We start from the raw sequence: 15197 nt of genomic DNA on the forward strand, positions 1-15197 counted from the left end.
TGCAACAAGCAAGAGCGCTGGTGTGTACTCCTTGTCAATGGTCGAGGCATGCCTGGCCCATGGCGGGCAGGCGCTGAGTTGTTCTGCATTAATATTGCATCTAATTGCAGAATACGCAAATTGTGCTTGCTGCTTGCTGCAGGCAGGAACTGCCTGTCAGGCCTAGGCCCGGCGTTCGTCTTGGTAGGGAAACGCGCTAGCGTCTGCGTTCAGCGGCACGCTGACACGCACGCTCATGCCGGCACCGGGACTGCTTTCTATGTAGAAAGTGCCACCCAGTAACTTGATACGCTCCTCGATCCCCACCAGGCCAAACGAGCCCGGCTTGTTGCGTCCGTTGATCGCCGCGCCCACGCCGTTGTCGCTGACGCTCAGCGAGACGCTGTCGTGGCACTTTTCCAGCTTGACTTGCACGCGGCTGGCATTGGCATGCTGGAAAACATTGCTGAGCGACTCTTGCAAGATACGGAACAGGGCCGTGGCGCACTCGTCGCTCAAAAAAATGTCGTCATGGCTTTCGCTTACTTCGCAGGCGATGCCCGTGCGCCGACAAAATTGCGTCACCTGCCATTCGACGCTTGCATTCACGCCCAGGTCCAGCACGGTAGGGCGCAAGTCATTGATGATATGGCGCACGCTCTTGATGGTAGCGTCGATCTGCGCCAGGGTCGAGCGGGCGCGGGCGTTCAAGCGTGGGTGATGGCGCTGCGTGCGCGAGGCCAGCATGTCGGCATCGATGCGCAAGACCAGCAGGTTCTGTCCCAGGTCGTCGTGGATTTCGCGCGCGATGCGCTTGCGCTCTTCTTCCTTGGCCCGGTCGGCGTGGGCGGCCAGGCGGCGCAGTTTCTGGTGCGACAGCTGCAGACGGATCTGGCTGGCGCGCAATTCCTGCGTCATGCCCATCGCCATCTGGACGGCCCTCTGGCGCGACGAGGCCATGGTATGGAACAGCATGTACAGCAGCATGGTGCCGCTAAAGCCGGTCAGCAGGGCCAGCCAAGGCAGGAAGGTTTCAAAGCGCGTATATAGCTCGCTCTTGCGCACGCTGAACATTGCTTGCCACACGCGGCCATTGTGCTCGATTAGCTTCGTGCTGCTCAGATATTGCCCCGAGTTGCTGGGTAGCCACCAGGGTATCTGCACGTCCGCCGTCGTACTGTCGAAGATGGGGCGCATCGTGTGTGGCAAGTCCAGCGGCTTGTCCAGCTGTCCAGGCGTCCGGGAGCCGATATCGAACAGAGTCAGGCGGACATTGCGTACCGGCATGTCGGCCAGTGCGGTGCGTATCATCGTCACCAGGTCGTAGCCGATGCCGACGGAACCCTGGTAGGCCGCGCGCCTTTGCGCCACGGTGTCGGTCGGCATGCCGAAGCGGTACACGGGCAGGCGCATGGCCATGCCCGTCAGTTGCGGCTGGCTTTGCATCGGCACGGGCACGCCGGAGTTGCTGATCTGCCCCGAATCGCGCGACTGCGCCAGCACTTCAGCGATCAGGGCGCGCTCGGCGATGTCGTAGCCGTATTTGTCCGGGGTGCTGGCAATCGGCGCGAGGTACACCAGCACGGAATAACGGGGGCGTGGGGCCGGTGGATGGATGGCAAACGCCGGATAGCCGTCGCGCCCGGGCGGATAGTCGCGCTGCATGGCCGCTTCGAAGGCGGCACGCTGTGCATGCTCGAGCGCCCGGCTGTAATTGAGATTCATCACGCCCGGGTAGTTCTGTGGCAAGGCCATGTTCGCCACGTAGCGGTGGAATTGCTCGCGGCTCACGTGCTCGTTGGCGCGGAACAGGCTGGCCGTGCCGCGCAGCAGGTTGGCATATGACTTGAGGCGCGATGTGATGTTTTTCTGGCTAGTGCGCGTCAGATTATTGAACAGGTCGCTGGCGTCGTTTTCGATCGACAGCGAGGCGGCCATGTAGAACAGTATGCCCACCATCACCGAGAGCATCAAGCCGAGCTGCCAGAGCGGTCCTTTTTCAACAGGTAGGGGGCGTTCGCCGGCAATAGAAGACATCGCAATGCGCATCAGGAAGAGGAATCGGGTACGGCCTGTGCGGGCGAGGCGGTATTCGCGGGCACAAGGACTATCGAAATTGCAAATTGCAAATTGCAAATTTCCTAATAGCTGCCTAATATACAAAATTATCCTGATGATAGTCAACAGGCAATGTTTCTCTCTGAAGCGAAAAAAAAACCGCCGCAGCGGTTTTTTTGTGAGCGACGAGAAGGCTTATTTTGCCGGCTGCCAGCTATCCTTCAGGGTGACGATGCGGTTGAAGACAGGCTTGCCAGGCTGGCTGTCAACGCGGTCGGCTGCGAAGTAGCCGTGGCGCTCGAATTGGAAGCGCTGTTCTGGCTGGGCCAGTTCTGCGCCCGGTTCCAGCCATGCTTGCACGACTTCCTTGGCCAGCGGATTCAAAGCCAGCTTGAAGTCCTTGCCGCCCGCGTCCGGCTGTGCGTCGGTAAACAGGCGGTCGTACAGGCGTACTTCGGCGGGAATCGCCGTCGGCGCGCTGATCCAGTGCATATTGCCCTTGACCTTGTAGTTGGCGCTGCCTTCGGTACCCGACTTGCTGTCCGGGAAATAGGTGCAATGCACGGCGATGACCTTGCCATCGGCATCCTGGTCGTAACCGGTGCACTCGACCACGTAGCCGTAGCGCAGGCGAACCTTGCTGCCGGGCTTGTCGGCGACGGGCGGATACAAACGGAAATAGCCTTTGTTTGGCACCTCCATGAAGTCGTCTTCCTCGATCCACAGCTCGCGCGAGATGGGGAAGGTGCGCAAGCCCCGTTCCGGGAAGTGCGGATGCACGGGCGCCGTGCAGGCCACACTCTCGTTTTCCGGGAAATTGTCGATGATTAACTTCAAAGGACGCAGCACGGCCACCGTGCGCGGCGCCTTCGGGTCCAGGTCTTCGCGCAAGCAGCCTTCGAGTACGCTGTAATCGATCCAGCCGTCGGATTTGGTCACGCCCGTGCGCTCGCACATCAGTTGTATCGCTTCCGGCGTGTAGCCGCGGCGGCGCATGCCCACCAGGGTCGGCATGCGCGGGTCGTCCCAGCCGTCGACGATTTTTTCTTCCACCAGTTGGCGCAGCTTGCGCTTGCTGGTGACGATGTACGTCAGGTTCAGGCGCGAGAATTCGAACTGGCGCGGCACGGGCTGCTGGAAGAAGCCGCCGGCCGACAGGGTTTCCAGCAGCCAGTCATAGAACGGGCGGTGGTCCTGGAATTCCAGCGTACAGATCGAATGCGTGATATTTTCCAGCGCATCCGAGATCGGGTGCGTGTAGTCATACATCGGATAGATGCACCAGGCGTCGCCCGTGCGGTGGTGGTGTGCATGGCGGATGCGGTAGATGGCCGGGTCGCGCAAGTTCATGTTCGGCGAACTCATGGCATCTTCGCTCATCTTCGCGCGCAAGATGTGCTCGCCATCCTTAAACTGGCCCGCCTTCATGGCGCGCAAGAGAGCCAGCGATTCCTCGCGCGGCCGCTCGCGGAACGGCGAATTCTTGCCGGCCTGGCCAAAATTGCCGCGGTTGGCGGCCATCTCTTCGGCGCTCTGGCTGTCCACATAGGCAAAGCCAGCCGTGATCAGGTACTCGGCCATCGCGTACAGCTGGTCGAAATAGTCGCTCGCGTAGTGCAGGTGGCTCTTGCCATCGCCATGCTTCGCTTCCCAGTCAAAGCCCAGCCATTTCACGCTGTCCATGATGGTATCGACGTATTCCTGTTCTTCCTTCGCCGGGTTGGTGTCGTCGAAGCGCAGGTTGCACTGGCCGGCGTAGTCGCGCGCCAGGCCGAAGTTGACACAGATCGACTTGGCATGGCCGACGTGCAGGTAGCCGTTCGGCTCCGGCGGGAAACGCGTGATCACCTGGGGCAGGCCGGGACGCACGTGGGTGCCGGCAGCCAGGTCGGCTTCGATGATGTTACGCAAGAAATTGGGCGCCAGCGCTGGCGCGGCGGTATTCGGTTTATCGTTGCTCATTGATCAATGCGGAAGAGTGACAGTAAAAAGCATTTTACCGTACCGCAAGCGCTTTATAAGCACGTATTTGCCTGCATATCGAGGACGTAAGCGACGCCGGCGCCGTTCTATAGGATAATTCGTCTTTAATTAGTGAACAAAACGTGACCCCGGAGCCATTTATGGAAAATTTATATAACGTCCTCGGTGTCGCGCCCAATGCCAGCGACGATGAAATCAAGAAGGTTTACCGTTCGCTGGCCATGCGTTTCCACCCCGACCGCAACCAGGCCCCCGGTGCCGAGGCGCGCTTCAAGAGCGTTACCAAGGCATATGAAATCCTGGCCGACCCGGCCAAGCGCGCCGAATACGACCAGAGCGTGAACCACCGCATCATCATCGATCCGGAAGCGGAAGCCTATGCCCTGTGGTGCGGCGTGTTCCGCCTGCATGGCACCGTCCTTCCAGCGGACTGAGTCTGCCGGCAGCCGCCATCAGGCGGCTTGAATAACATTTAAAACAACAACAATGGCGCTTTTGCAATATGTAACAGCGCCGCGTATTACATTGGAAAGCACAGCATGAGAAGAGTACACCCCGAATTCGCGTATCAGTCGCGTGAGCTGGAAGGCCAGATTGATGGCATCCTCGGCGACCCGCCGAACCGCAAGAACTATAAAAGCATGGTTGACGCTCTGGTGAGCGAGTACGCCAGTGGTGGCGGCATCGAAGACGTGAACATGCTCGCTTTCGCGCTGGTTGACCACATCACCTTCAGCGACCCGAAAGGCTTGCTGGCCGAAAGTGAAGACTACGAGTTCGGCGACCCGGCGCGCGTGTTTTCGATGGCTGCCTGTGCCGCGCCGGAAGCGGCCAAGATGTACGCCGCCATCGAAGAGAGTTTCCCGGACCTGGCGCGCCAGGCCATCATCACGGCCTTTTTGCACAAGAATCCGCGCCTGTGGGACGACGATGACCAGTCGCTCGACCAGTTGGCGGCGAATGACGACGGCGACGACGATCACGCTGAAGATGAAGCCACCGATGATTTCTCGCAGATGTTTGACCAGGATGGAGATGAGCATGGTCGATAAGAAAGAGGATCAAAAAAGCAACCTTCCCGCGCTGACGAAACAGGTCACGGAATTGGTGTTGTCCGGTTCGCTGGGACACGCCGAGCAGGCGTTTGCCGATGCCGCCGACCTGTACGGTGATCTTGCCGTGGTGGAAGTGCTGAGCGCCATCCCGCCGCAAGTGACGGCCTTGCACCTGGCCGGCTTTGACGGCGGCAAGATGTCGCTGGCCACCCTGCTGGTGCCGCCGAAAGCCTGGGCCGACAGCCTGGCCTTCATCGCCGCCACCTGGAGCGACGACCAGATCGAAGATGATCCGGAACGCATCGCCGAGTCGCTGTTCGCGCACATCCACGGCGTGGTGTTTTCCACCGACGACGCCGAGCGCCGCCGCGAGCTGTTGCTCGAAGCGTCCGCCACCGACTGGGGCGCCACGGCGTTCGCTATTTTGTTCTCGATGGCACCGAAGGAAATCCTCGAAGTGGCGGGCGAAATCGTCATCAAGGGACCGTATGTGACGGGCGTGACCTCGTCCGACAATGATGTCGTGCCGCTGGCCATTGAATTGGCGCAAGCCAATGAAGACGGCTGGGACCGCTCGCTGTTCGAATTGTTCCCCGACTTCCGCCACAGCGCCGACCTGGCCGATGCCGAATACTCGGACGACCCGGACGAAGAGCCGACCATGTTGCAGCGCAGTACCAAGGAATTGCTGTACCGCTTGCGCAAGCAAGTGCCGAGCACGCGCAGCGCGCCGCGCTCGAGCACGCGCCGCAGCCTGGGCACCGGCATTTTCTCGTGATGAAAGCAGGGAACGTCTAATGCTGCCAGCCATTGTTGTAGAAAATCTTCCGCGCCTGGTGCGCGCCATCAAGCTGTTGCCGAACGATACGCGCGAGGATGCGGCACTGGACCTGGCCGACGAATTGACGGGCATCACGGCCATGGTGGCCGAGAAGTTCACGAATGAACGCACGGCCGACGGCATCCAGAAAGCGCTGTTCTTGACGGTGGGCGCCGTGTCGCTGGGCCTGGAGCAGGCCGTCACGCATGAAGGCGACCAGGCCGCCCTCGATTTTCTCGTCGAGCACGGTGCCGAACACGCGTTTCAGGTGGGCTTTCGCCTGATCAAGGAGCTGTCGCAGTTGCCGGAAGACGCCCTGGTCGGTGAATATGACCAGGACCCCGTCTACCTTGCGCGCCGCCTGCGCGAGCTGTTCATCGATATTTGCCAGGCCGACCCGAACCAGAACTGGGCCGGTTATGAAAAGTATGCGCTGCAGTTGCAACAGCGCAAGGAGGTTCAAGCCGTGGTACGGCTGGCCAGCTGGCTGCGCCGCCATCACGACAACGGTCCCGTCAGCGACAGCGATTTGAATGCCGAGGGTGTCATTGCCGTGGCCATCATCTTCGCCATCGAAGGCGGCGGGCGCATCATGGCGCGCACGGGGCAGAAGGAGTTTGAGCGTTTCGTGCGTTGCGTGCGCAAGAACAAGCCCGACTTTGAGGAAGGTTGGGCCGCCTTGCTGGCCAAGGTGCCCGTACAGCATCACCCGGTGCTGCTCGAGCGCATCGCATCCTATCGCCGCAGCTGCACCGTGGTGCATAAAATCCTCACGCGGGCCAGCATGAAAAGCCTGTTCGAAGACCTGGAAAATTATGCCGGTTCCGAGCTGGACGCGGATTATTCCTGATGCGAGCAATTGTCGGCTTACGCCCTTCGGGCTAAGCCGACATTGCAGCTTATGCTCCCCCTTCCAGCGCCGCTTGCTCGGCCAGTTTGACAAAAGCCGCCACCAGCGGCGATGTCTCTTCTTTCCGTTGTGCAAGTAATAAGCTGGTCGTGGCCTGCGGGTCGGCGATAGGGCGGTAGCACACGCCATCCATGCGGATGCGGTCGAACGAGGCGGGCAGCACGGAAATGCCGCAGCCGGCCGCCACCAGACCGATGATGGTCGACGCCTCGCCCGCTTCCTGCGCCAACTGGGGCACGAAGCCAGCCGCCTTGCACAGGCGGAAAATCTGCCGATAAATGCCCGTACCCGCATCCTTGGAATACATGACAAAGCCTTCGCCCGCCATGTCGGCAATGCTAATGGCGTCCTTGTCTGCCAGCGCATGGGCGACCGGTAGCACCAGGCATAGCGGGTCTTGCCGCAGTGGCGTCAGCTTGATATCAGATGGGTACGTCGTTTCCGGCGGGCGCACGAAGCCCAGGTCCATCGTCCTGTCCGAGATCGCTACCAGTTGGTGCAATGTCGCCATTTCATGCAAGGTCAGGCTGACGTGCGGAAATTGCTGGCGGTAGCGGTTGATGACGGTGGCGAAATACGGCGTAAATGGCGTGGAAAAGGTAAAGCCGATGCGCAATTCGCCCGCTTCGCCGCGCTGGGCCCGGCGCGCCGTGACGGCCGCCTGTTCCGACAGGGCCAGGATGCGCCGCGCATCGTCGAGAAACAGCGCGCCGGCTTGCGTCAGCCGCACGGAGCGCTTGTTGCGCTCAAACAACTGCGCACCGAGCTCCGCTTCCAGCGCCTGGATTTGCTGGCTCAGCGGCGGCTGGCCGATGTGCAGCCGTTCAGCTGCGCGCGTGAAGTGCAGCTCTTCTGCGACGGCGACGAAGTAACGCAGGTGACGCAATTCCATGGCGGATCCAGTAATCGTTTTAAAGTATGAGTTGGGCCTAAAATATATATTGGACGATATGAGTTGGCAATCCTAACATGGAAACTCGCTTCCTCTTTTGAAACACGGCCATGTCTGATTCATCGCTCGCTTATGCCTCCGCCGCCACCTCGGCGCTTTCTGTTTCCTCTGTTTCTAGTGTTATCACGGTTTCTCCTGTCGCTCCTGCTTCCCCTACTTACCCTGTTGCTCCCAGCGCTCCCGCCGCCCGCTCTGCCATCGCCAAGGGAACGCTGGAATTCAAGCGCAGCAACCGCGCGCTGTTCTTCGGCGGCTTTGCCACCTTCAGCTTGCTGTATTGCATACAGCCGCTGTTTCCCCTGCTGTCACAGCAGTTCCATTTGACGCCGGCGCAGAGCAGCTGGTCCTTGTCCGTATCGAGCGGCTTGCTGGCCATCTCGCTGGTGCTGCTCAGTGCCGTGTCGGACCGCATCGGGCGCAAACCGCTGATGGTGGCGTCGCTGTTTGCCGCCGCGGTGTTGACCATCTTGTCCGCCTTCGCACGCGATTATGCGCAATTGCTGATGATACGCGCCGCGCTGGGCGTGGCCCTGGGCGGCATGCCAGCCGTGGCCATGGCTTATCTGGGCGAGGAAATCGAGGGGCCATCTTTGGGCCTGTCGATGGGTTTGTATATTGCTGGCAGCGCCTTCGGCGGCATGTCGGGACGGCTGGTGGCGTCTATGCTCAGCGACTTCCTCTCGTGGCGCTGGGCCCTGGGTGTACTCGGCGTGGCCGGCCTGCTGGCGGCAGCCGAATTCTGGCGCAGCTTGCCTGCATCGAAAAACTTCGTGCCCAGTACGCGTGGCTGGAATGCGCTGCCGCACGCCATCAAACAGCATTTTTCCGACCAGGGTTTGCCGTGGCTGTTTTGCCTGGCGTTCGTGCTGATGGGCTGTTTCGTCAGCCTGTACAACTACATCGGCTATCGCCTGTTGGCCGCGCCCTTTGGCTTGCGCCACAGTACGCTTGGCTTGCTGGCGTTGTTGTACTTGATCGGCATCTTCAGTTCCGTCTGGGCGGGCCGCCTGGTGGACCGGCTGGGTCGCCGGGGCGTGCTGTGGATCATGCTGTCGGTGATGCTGTCGGGTATTTTGCTGACCCTGTTCGATTCCCTGCCGCTGATCGTCATAGGCATGGCGCTGGCCACGTTTGGCTTCTTTGCCTCGCACTCGATCGCCAGCAGCTGGGTCAGCCGCCGCGCGCGCGCGCCGCAGGCGCTGGCGTCGGCCTTTTACTTGCTGTTCTATTACCTGGGTTCGAGTCTGATCGGTTCCGCCTCGGGCATGATGTGGGGCTACGATGGCTGGACTGGCATCGTCACCATGCTGGGCTTGTGCCTGGCCGGCGGCCTGCTGGTCGCCCTGCGCCTGCGCCATCTGCAACCGCTGGGGGCGCGTGAAGCGGCCTGAGCGAGCTTTACTTCGGACACATGCCTATCATCGTTTCCCCCTGCTTGCCCGCGCGCGTGGTCACGCACAAGGTGCCGAGCGCGCTGGTGATCTTGTAGGTGCGGCTGCCCCCGCTTGCATTCGCGCCCACTTCCTCGATTTTTGACGCCTCATACCATTTCGGCGGCACGGCTGCGTAGGCCTCGGCAAAGCCTTGCTGCATGCGCTTATAGGCAGTGTCGTCGAATTTCTCACCGCCCCGCGTCGGGAATTGCTTGCGCAAATCCCTGTCGATCTGGCCCACGTCGCGCTTGGCTTGCGCCAGGATGTCGGCTGCGCTTACTGGCGCGGCCAGCGCGATCGCCACTGGTGTGGCCGGCGCTGGCGCTGGCTCGACATCGACGCTGGGGGCAGGCAGGCGATGGCTGATGGGCGCTGCAATCGGCTTTGGCAGGCGCGCCGCCGCTGGTTTTGCAATGGGCAATGCGGCTGGCTTGGCGCGCGCAGGCAGGGGCTGGCGCAACCAGGTAATGGCTGGACCCTGTGGCAGGTTCTCGTCAATGGCAAGGCGCGGCCGTGACTGCATGACAATGTATGCCATGCCCACGTGCAGCAGCACGATCAGCAACAAGCCGGGAGCGCGGCGGGGCAGGGTGGGTAAGGAGGTCATGGGGGCATCGTGGTTCAGGTATGCCAATATATCTGAGGTATTTGATAATTATCTAAAATGTCACACGTACTTACAAAAAAGTGTCGCATGGAAATTGTGTTGCTGAGGCCGCTGGCGCGGAACCCTGCGCGGCCGGCAGTGTGATGCCGGAAATGCACAGTGCCGTGCCCAGGGGCCATGCTGCATGAGCGGACCTGAAACCATCGCACCCGAAGCGGGACCTGAAGCGCCGGCTGCACCAGGCCTTGTCGCTTGAGCGCCTTACATCTGGCGGAACAGGTGGGCATACAAAGGACTGACGCGCAGCTGTGCCGGATGCTGGCGCAGGGTCAGTGACAGCTTGCCTGCCTCGTCGCGCACGGCCGTGGCGATGGCGCTGGCATTGACGATGGTGCCGCGGTGGATTTGCCAGAATTGTTGCGCGTCCAGCTGCGGCAAGAGTTCCTTCAGGCTGGTGCGTATCAGCGCTTCGCTGTCGCGGCACACGACGTTGATGTATTTGTCCAGCGCCTCGAAATACACGACGTCGGCCAAGGCGATCATGCGCACGCTGTTGCCAACGGCCGCGCGTATCATTTGCAGCCGCGGCGCGGCTGGCAGCATGGCTTGCAGCTGGCGCAGCAAGCGTGCCATATTGTCATCGTCGGCGGATGTTATTTGCGTCGCCGCCGTGGCGGCTGGAGCTGCCGCCGCTGCTGGCGCTGCTGTAGCACTGGCGACGGCGCCGGCACTGTTGCGCAAGCGCTGCTGCAGGCGTTCCACCGTCTTGCCCAGGCGCGCATCGTTGACGGGCTTTAAAACGTAATCGGCGGCTGCCTGTTCGAAGGCGGCCAGCGCGTATTCATCGTAGGCGGTGACGAACACGATGTGGGGAAACGCCACGCCGTCGGGCCATTGTTCCGCCAGTTCTTCGGCCGCTTCCAGGCCCGTCTTGCCTGGCATCTTGATGTCGAGAAAGAGTATCTCGGGTTGCAATGCCAGCCCTAGTCGCAAGGCTTCCACGCCGTTCGGACAACTAGCGACTATGTCGAGTTCTGGCCACAGCCGCTGCAAGGCGTGCGCAAGGGCGGCGGCGAGGATGGGTTCGTCTTCGGCGATCAGGGCGCGCGGTGGGCGAGGGGTGTGCTGGCTCATGCGAGGGGACTCGTAATGGAGGGTGGAAGGGGGAATGTCAGGCGGGCAGTCGCGCCTGAACTATGGTTGGCGGCCAGCGACAGGCTGGCGGCATCGCCATGCATGCCGCGCAGGCGTTCGCGGATATTTGCCACGCCCAGGTGCGTGCCCTTGGTCTGGCCCGGATGATCGAGGCCCAGGCCATCGTCGCAGACGGTGAGTATCAGCACGCCAGCGTCGGTGGATGCCTGCACGTGGATATGGCCGCCTTCGATTTTCGGTTCCAGGCCGTGCTGGATGGCATTTTCCACCAGTGGTTGCAGCAGCATGGGGGGCACCTTGATCTGCCGCAAGGCCTCGGGCAAGTCCAGCGTAAAGCGCAGGCGCTCGCCCATGCGGATGGACATCAGCCCCAGGTAGGCTTGCATGAGGGCAAACTCCTGCCCCAGGGTGGTGGACTCGGCGCGCGATGATGAAAGGGTGGCGCGCAAATACTGGATCAGCTGATCGAGCAGCTGCTGGGCGCGGTGCGCATCAAAGCTGATCAGGCCCTGCAAGTTGGCCAGGGTATTGAACAGCATGTGTGGTTCAATCTGTGCCTGCAGCAGTTGCAGCTGGGCTTGCATCGCCTGGCGCGCCACGGATTCGGCGCGGGCCTTTTCCTGGGCCGCCTCCATTTGCAGTCTCGCAATTTTCTCGCGGCTGCTAAAGAACAGGATGGCCGCCCCCGCCACCGCCAAGGTAAACATGGTCATGCCGACATTACGCGGCGACAGGGCGATGGGCGCGGCAACGTCGATATTGGCTAGCCAGCCGAACAACATGGTGCCGCCGACTTGCGCCACGCCGGCGCTGACGATGATGAGGGCAGCGAAGGGGAGCTTTTGTGGGCGGCGTTCTTCGCCCCAGCATGCCAGGCGGATGCCGTCGATGAGCAGGAAGGCGATGCCACCTATGCACATGGACGCAAGCAGGTTGAGCCAGAGGCTGCGTCCGTCGTTGAGCACGAAGGTGATGAAAAGCCCGCACAAGACATTGAGCAACAGCATATAGCGGGCATCGCTCAGCAGGCGCCGGTAGGGAAAGCCCGTCTTGCGGGGGGCAGCGTCGGTAGTGTACATGCGGGACTGCTTTCAGGTGGGCGCTCGGCTTGGCAATACGGCAATTATGAGCGGCTCTGCACGCGCTGGCAACGCCGCTGCGACGAAACGGGCCAGGCGTGGCGCCAATCGCCTGCTCGCAGGCTCGCGTCCTTTACAGACCTTTACATGGCGCTGCTTGCACGCGATGATGGCAAGACGTTCTGATCGATCACCTTATCACGCTAAAGGAACACCATGTGGCCCTATCCACGCACCCTGGCGCACCGCGGCGGCGGCACTCTGGCGCCTGAAAACACCTTGGCCGCCCTGCGCTGTGGCCTGGCCCACGGCTATCGCGCCGTGGAATTTGACGTCATGCTGGCGTCCGACGGCGTGCCTGTCGTGGTGCACGACCCGCAGCTGGGGCGCACCGTGGCTGGCAGCGGACATGTCAACGATTACACGGCTGCGCAACTGGGGAGCATGGAGGCGGGCGCCTGGTTTGGCCCGCAGTTTGCAGGCGAGGGCGTGCCCGCGTTCGACGCCGTGGTGGCGTATTGCAAGGCGCAGCGCATCTGGATGAATATCGAAATCAAGCCAGCGCCCGGCTTCGAGGTGGCCACGGGCGCGACGGTGGCGCAGGCCACGCGCGATTATTTCGCAAAGGAAATTGCTACGGGAGAATTATTGCCCCTGCTATCCTCGTTCAGCATCGCAGCCTTGCAAGCGGCGCGCCAGGCGGCGCCGGAACTGGCGTGCGGCTGGCTGCTCGAACAACTACCGCAAGACTGGGCACGGATGGCGCGCGAACTGGGCGTGGTGGCCATCCATTGCGACCATCGGCAACTGACGCCAGCACTGGCGCGAGAGGTGAAAAGCGGGGGATTTGGACTGTTTTGCTACACCGTCAACACGCCCGAACGGGCCAGCGAGCTGCTGGCCTGGGGCGTGGACGGCTTTTGTACGGACCGGATCGATTTGATCAAGCCGTACTAAGGATTAAAACGTGACGCGCATTCCCACAGTCAAGTTGCGTCCCATCAACGGCGCCGCATTCTTGATGAAGGAAGTATGGCTGTACGCCAGTTGATTCCTCAGGTTGCTCGCCTTGATGTAGAACTGGGCGGGCGTGGTGCCGATGCGCGTGTCATAGTTGGCAGACAGATTAAGCATGTTGTAGCCCGGCGTTGCCGTTTCGAACGCTGCCACTTTATCTTGCTTGCCCACGCGGTAGAATTCGGCCACGCCGCTCCACGCCTGCCAGTTGGCGTCAACTTTCACGCCCACGCGCTGGGCGGGGATGCGCGGCAAATTGCCACCGCCGTCGGCCAGTTTGGCCCGCACATAGTCGCCGAACACGCTGGCGCCGAATATGGGGTTCAGTTGCTGGCGGATTTGCCCTTCCACGCCGGTGAACGTGGCGTCGCGCTGGGCGTACTGGATCAGCTGGAAGCCTTCGTGGCTATCCAGGGTGCTGCCAAAGATGTAGTTGTCGACCTTGTTGCGATAGGCGCTGGCCGAGAACGTCGTGGCACCCGCATATTTACGCAAGGTCAAATCGATATTGTTCGACGTTTCCTTGCCCAGGTTTTGATTGCCCAGTTCATACGTGGCCGTGGCCATGTGTACGCCGTGTGCATACAGTTCCTCGGCGCTGGGCAAACGGTGGGTGCGGGAAATGCTTGAGCCGAGCGAATACTGGGGCGCAAATTTCCACAAGGCGCCGAATGACACGGACGTGCCCTTGGCGCTGCGCTTTTGCAAGGTGGCGCTGTCGACGGCAATGTCTTGCCATTCGTGGCGCAAGCCCGCTTCGAAGCGCCATTGCTGCAAATTGTATTCTTCCACCAGGAAGGCTGCATGTTTCTTCGTTAGCGTTGGCGCCACATAGGCTTCCTCGCCCAGGGCGGAGAAATCGCGCTTCGATGTTTGCAGGCCGAGCACGCCGCGCCAGCCGAAGACGGGGTAGTGTTCCATTTCCAGGCGCGCATCGTGGCCCTTGTTCTTGAAGGTGGTGGCGATTTCCGTGCCTTCGATTTCGTCGTGCTTGTAATCGGTGAACGCGGCGCGCAGGCGCAGCTTGGCGAAGCCGGGCACGGGATCGCGCAATTCACCGCGCACATCCCAGCGTTCGCTCTTCAGTTTGACATATGGCACGCTTTCATGGTCGTGCCCATGTTCTTCTTCAGCACCGTGGTCGTGGCCGTCGTGGCCGCCGCAATGCAGGTGCGTGCCGTGCGGATGGCAGCTCGCGAATTCGTGGTTGTGGCCAGGCAAGCCGTACTCGGCATGCTGGCTGGTGAAGGCCAGACCCAGGAAACCCTGTGATCCCACCCACGACACGCCCACGCTGCCCGTGTCCGTCTTGTTGTCGCTGCCGGCCACTTTGGCGCCGCCTTCCCAGCCGCTGCCGACCTTGTACTCTTTTGCGTCGCGCTTCACGCCTTCTGCGTGGAAGGCGATGTTGCCGCTGCCGCCAGTGACTTCAAAGGCGCCCGCCTTTTCGCGCGCGCCCGAGTTGGCGCGCACTTCCGCGCTGCCTTCAAAGCCTTTGGCCGGCACGCGCGTAGGAATTTTCTTGTCGATCACGTTGACGACGCCGCCGACGGCACCGCCGCCATACGCCAGCGCGGACGGGCCGCGCAGGACTTCAATCTGTTCCGACAGCATCGGTTCGGCCGCCACCGCATGGTCGGGACTGATGGTCGAGGCATCCTGCACTTCGGCGCCGTCGGAGAGGATTTTCACGCGCGGGCCATCCATGCCACGGATGATGGGACGGCTGGCGCCGGCGCCGAAATGGCTGGCCGTGATGCCGGGCTGGCCAGCCAGGGTTTCGCCCAAGGTCGCTTCCCGTGCCAGTACCAGTGCCTCGCCTTCGAGTACGCTCACGGGCGTGCTCATGTCGTCGCTGCCCAGGGCCAGGGCGCTGGCCGAGACGGTCACGGCCGGCAAGGTCGCTGCCTGCTGCGCCAGTGCGCTGGCCGGTGCGGCGAAGGCCAGCATGATGGCCAGTGCGAGGGGAGTTGGTTGTTGAAGACGAACGGACATGGTTAAGATTTCCTTTATCTGCTATCGGTGTTTGCGACGTTTGGGCAGGCTATTGCCGTATGGGCTGACTGCCATAAGATGATAATGATAACCCATTATCATTATTGTGTGACAGTTTTCCGGACGGTAGATGGACACGGATGGTGTATTCTGT

At 61.5% G+C, this 15197-nt stretch carries 13 protein-coding genes; 6 read left to right on the forward strand and 7 right to left on the reverse strand.

The window, feature by feature from the left end; genetic code table 11:
* Positions 1-162 precede the first annotated feature (162 nt).
* On the reverse strand, positions 163-2016 hold the full coding sequence (locus tag ACQ4V8_RS07690; RefSeq protein ID WP_436571185.1) for a sensor histidine kinase: 1854 nt from the start codon (positions 2014-2016) through the stop codon (positions 163-165).
* Positions 2017-2232: 216 nt separating this feature from the next.
* On the reverse strand, positions 2233-3999 hold the full coding sequence (locus ACQ4V8_RS07695; protein WP_010395440.1) for a glutamine--tRNA ligase/YqeY domain fusion protein: 1767 nt from the start codon (positions 3997-3999) through the stop codon (positions 2233-2235).
* A gap of 161 nt (positions 4000-4160) precedes the next feature.
* Here ACQ4V8_RS07695 and ACQ4V8_RS07700 point away from each other — a divergent pair, with 161 nt between their 5' ends.
* The 4 genes from ACQ4V8_RS07700 (at position 4161) to ACQ4V8_RS07715 (ending at position 6745) form a co-directional block, all read left to right on the forward strand.
* Positions 4161-4454: a DnaJ domain-containing protein gene (locus ACQ4V8_RS07700; protein ID WP_010395442.1), complete on the forward strand. Its 294-nt coding sequence runs from the start codon at positions 4161-4163 to the stop codon at positions 4452-4454.
* A 105-nt stretch (positions 4455-4559) separates the two neighbouring features.
* A complete protein-coding gene (locus tag ACQ4V8_RS07705) occupies positions 4560-5072 on the forward strand; it encodes a hypothetical protein (protein ID WP_010395444.1) in 513 nt (170 codons plus the stop codon).
* Positions 5062-5853 (forward strand): hypothetical protein, encoded by a 792-nt coding sequence (locus ACQ4V8_RS07710; RefSeq protein ID WP_010395447.1) that lies wholly within the window; start codon positions 5062-5064, stop codon positions 5851-5853. The genes ACQ4V8_RS07705 and ACQ4V8_RS07710 overlap by 11 nt, the downstream gene beginning before the upstream one ends.
* A 19-nt stretch (positions 5854-5872) precedes the next feature.
* Positions 5873-6745, forward strand: a complete 873-nt coding sequence (locus ACQ4V8_RS07715) for a hypothetical protein (RefSeq protein ID WP_010395451.1) — start codon at positions 5873-5875, stop codon at positions 6743-6745.
* A 49-nt stretch (positions 6746-6794) separates the two neighbouring features.
* On the opposite strand, the gene ACQ4V8_RS07720 is transcribed toward ACQ4V8_RS07715, so the two are convergent.
* Positions 6795-7697 (reverse strand): LysR family transcriptional regulator, encoded by a 903-nt coding sequence (locus ACQ4V8_RS07720; protein ID WP_010395453.1) that lies wholly within the window; start codon positions 7695-7697, stop codon positions 6795-6797.
* Positions 7698-7807: 110 nt separating this feature from the next.
* Between ACQ4V8_RS07720 and ACQ4V8_RS07725 the strand changes: the two genes are divergently transcribed.
* Complete coding sequence (locus ACQ4V8_RS07725) at positions 7808-9148, forward strand: MFS transporter (RefSeq protein WP_436571186.1); 1341 nt, start codon at positions 7808-7810, stop codon at positions 9146-9148.
* Between the two features lie 7 nt (positions 9149-9155).
* Here ACQ4V8_RS07725 and ACQ4V8_RS07730 read toward each other — a convergent pair whose 3' ends face one another.
* The 3 genes from ACQ4V8_RS07730 to ACQ4V8_RS07740 all read right to left on the reverse strand — a co-directional run bounded on the left by ACQ4V8_RS07730 (position 9156) and on the right by ACQ4V8_RS07740 (position 12031).
* Positions 9156-9797 (reverse strand): hypothetical protein, encoded by a 642-nt coding sequence (locus ACQ4V8_RS07730; protein WP_436571187.1) that lies wholly within the window; start codon positions 9795-9797, stop codon positions 9156-9158.
* A gap of 261 nt (positions 9798-10058) precedes the next feature.
* Complete coding sequence (locus ACQ4V8_RS07735; RefSeq protein ID WP_436571188.1) at positions 10059-10931, reverse strand: LytR/AlgR family response regulator transcription factor; 873 nt, start codon at positions 10929-10931, stop codon at positions 10059-10061.
* The gene (locus ACQ4V8_RS07740) at positions 10928-12031 is read right to left on the reverse strand and encodes a sensor histidine kinase (protein WP_436571189.1); all 1104 of its coding nucleotides are present in this window, start codon (positions 12029-12031) and stop codon (positions 10928-10930) included. Before ACQ4V8_RS07740 ends, ACQ4V8_RS07735 begins: the two co-directional genes overlap by 4 nt.
* 216 nt (positions 12032-12247) lie before the next feature.
* Between ACQ4V8_RS07740 and ugpQ the strand changes: the two genes are divergently transcribed.
* Positions 12248-12988, forward strand: a complete 741-nt coding sequence (ugpQ, locus tag ACQ4V8_RS07745) for a glycerophosphodiester phosphodiesterase (protein ID WP_436571190.1) — start codon at positions 12248-12250, stop codon at positions 12986-12988.
* Positions 12989-12991: 3 nt separating this feature from the next.
* Here the strand turns inward: ugpQ and ACQ4V8_RS07750 are convergent, their stop codons facing one another.
* Entirely contained in the window at positions 12992-15043 is a 2052-nt protein-coding gene (locus ACQ4V8_RS07750; protein ID WP_436571191.1) for a TonB-dependent receptor domain-containing protein, read from the reverse strand.
* Positions 15044-15197 lie beyond the last annotated feature (154 nt).

Origin of the sequence: Janthinobacterium paucivorans, from assembly GCF_051380805.1 — a bacterium.
In the GTDB taxonomy this organism is placed as follows: domain Bacteria; phylum Pseudomonadota; class Gammaproteobacteria; order Burkholderiales; family Burkholderiaceae_D; genus Janthinobacterium; species Janthinobacterium lividum_D.

Coding starts and splice junctions, on each gene's coding strand:
- ACQ4V8_RS07690 (WP_436571185.1), bottom strand. CDS start 2,016: ATGTCTTCTATTGCCGGCGAACGCCCCCTACCTGTTGAAAAAGGACCG.
- ACQ4V8_RS07695 (WP_010395440.1), bottom strand. CDS start 3,999: ATGAGCAACGATAAACCGAATACCGCCGCGCCAGCGCTGGCGCCCAAT.
- ACQ4V8_RS07700 (WP_010395442.1), top strand. CDS start 4,161: ATGGAAAATTTATATAACGTCCTCGGTGTCGCGCCCAATGCCAGCGAC.
- ACQ4V8_RS07705 (WP_010395444.1), top strand. CDS start 4,560: ATGAGAAGAGTACACCCCGAATTCGCGTATCAGTCGCGTGAGCTGGAA.
- ACQ4V8_RS07710 (WP_010395447.1), top strand. CDS start 5,062: ATGGTCGATAAGAAAGAGGATCAAAAAAGCAACCTTCCCGCGCTGACG.
- ACQ4V8_RS07715 (WP_010395451.1), top strand. CDS start 5,873: ATGCTGCCAGCCATTGTTGTAGAAAATCTTCCGCGCCTGGTGCGCGCC.
- ACQ4V8_RS07720 (WP_010395453.1), bottom strand. CDS start 7,697: ATGGAATTGCGTCACCTGCGTTACTTCGTCGCCGTCGCAGAAGAGCTG.
- ACQ4V8_RS07725 (WP_436571186.1), top strand. CDS start 7,808: ATGTCTGATTCATCGCTCGCTTATGCCTCCGCCGCCACCTCGGCGCTT.
- ACQ4V8_RS07730 (WP_436571187.1), bottom strand. CDS start 9,797: ATGACCTCCTTACCCACCCTGCCCCGCCGCGCTCCCGGCTTGTTGCTG.
- ACQ4V8_RS07735 (WP_436571188.1), bottom strand. CDS start 10,931: ATGAGCCAGCACACCCCTCGCCCACCGCGCGCCCTGATCGCCGAAGAC.
- ACQ4V8_RS07740 (WP_436571189.1), bottom strand. CDS start 12,031: ATGTACACTACCGACGCTGCCCCCCGCAAGACGGGCTTTCCCTACCGG.
- ugpQ (WP_436571190.1), top strand. CDS start 12,248: ATGTGGCCCTATCCACGCACCCTGGCGCACCGCGGCGGCGGCACTCTG.
- ACQ4V8_RS07750 (WP_436571191.1), bottom strand. CDS start 15,043: ATGTCCGTTCGTCTTCAACAACCAACTCCCCTCGCACTGGCCATCATG.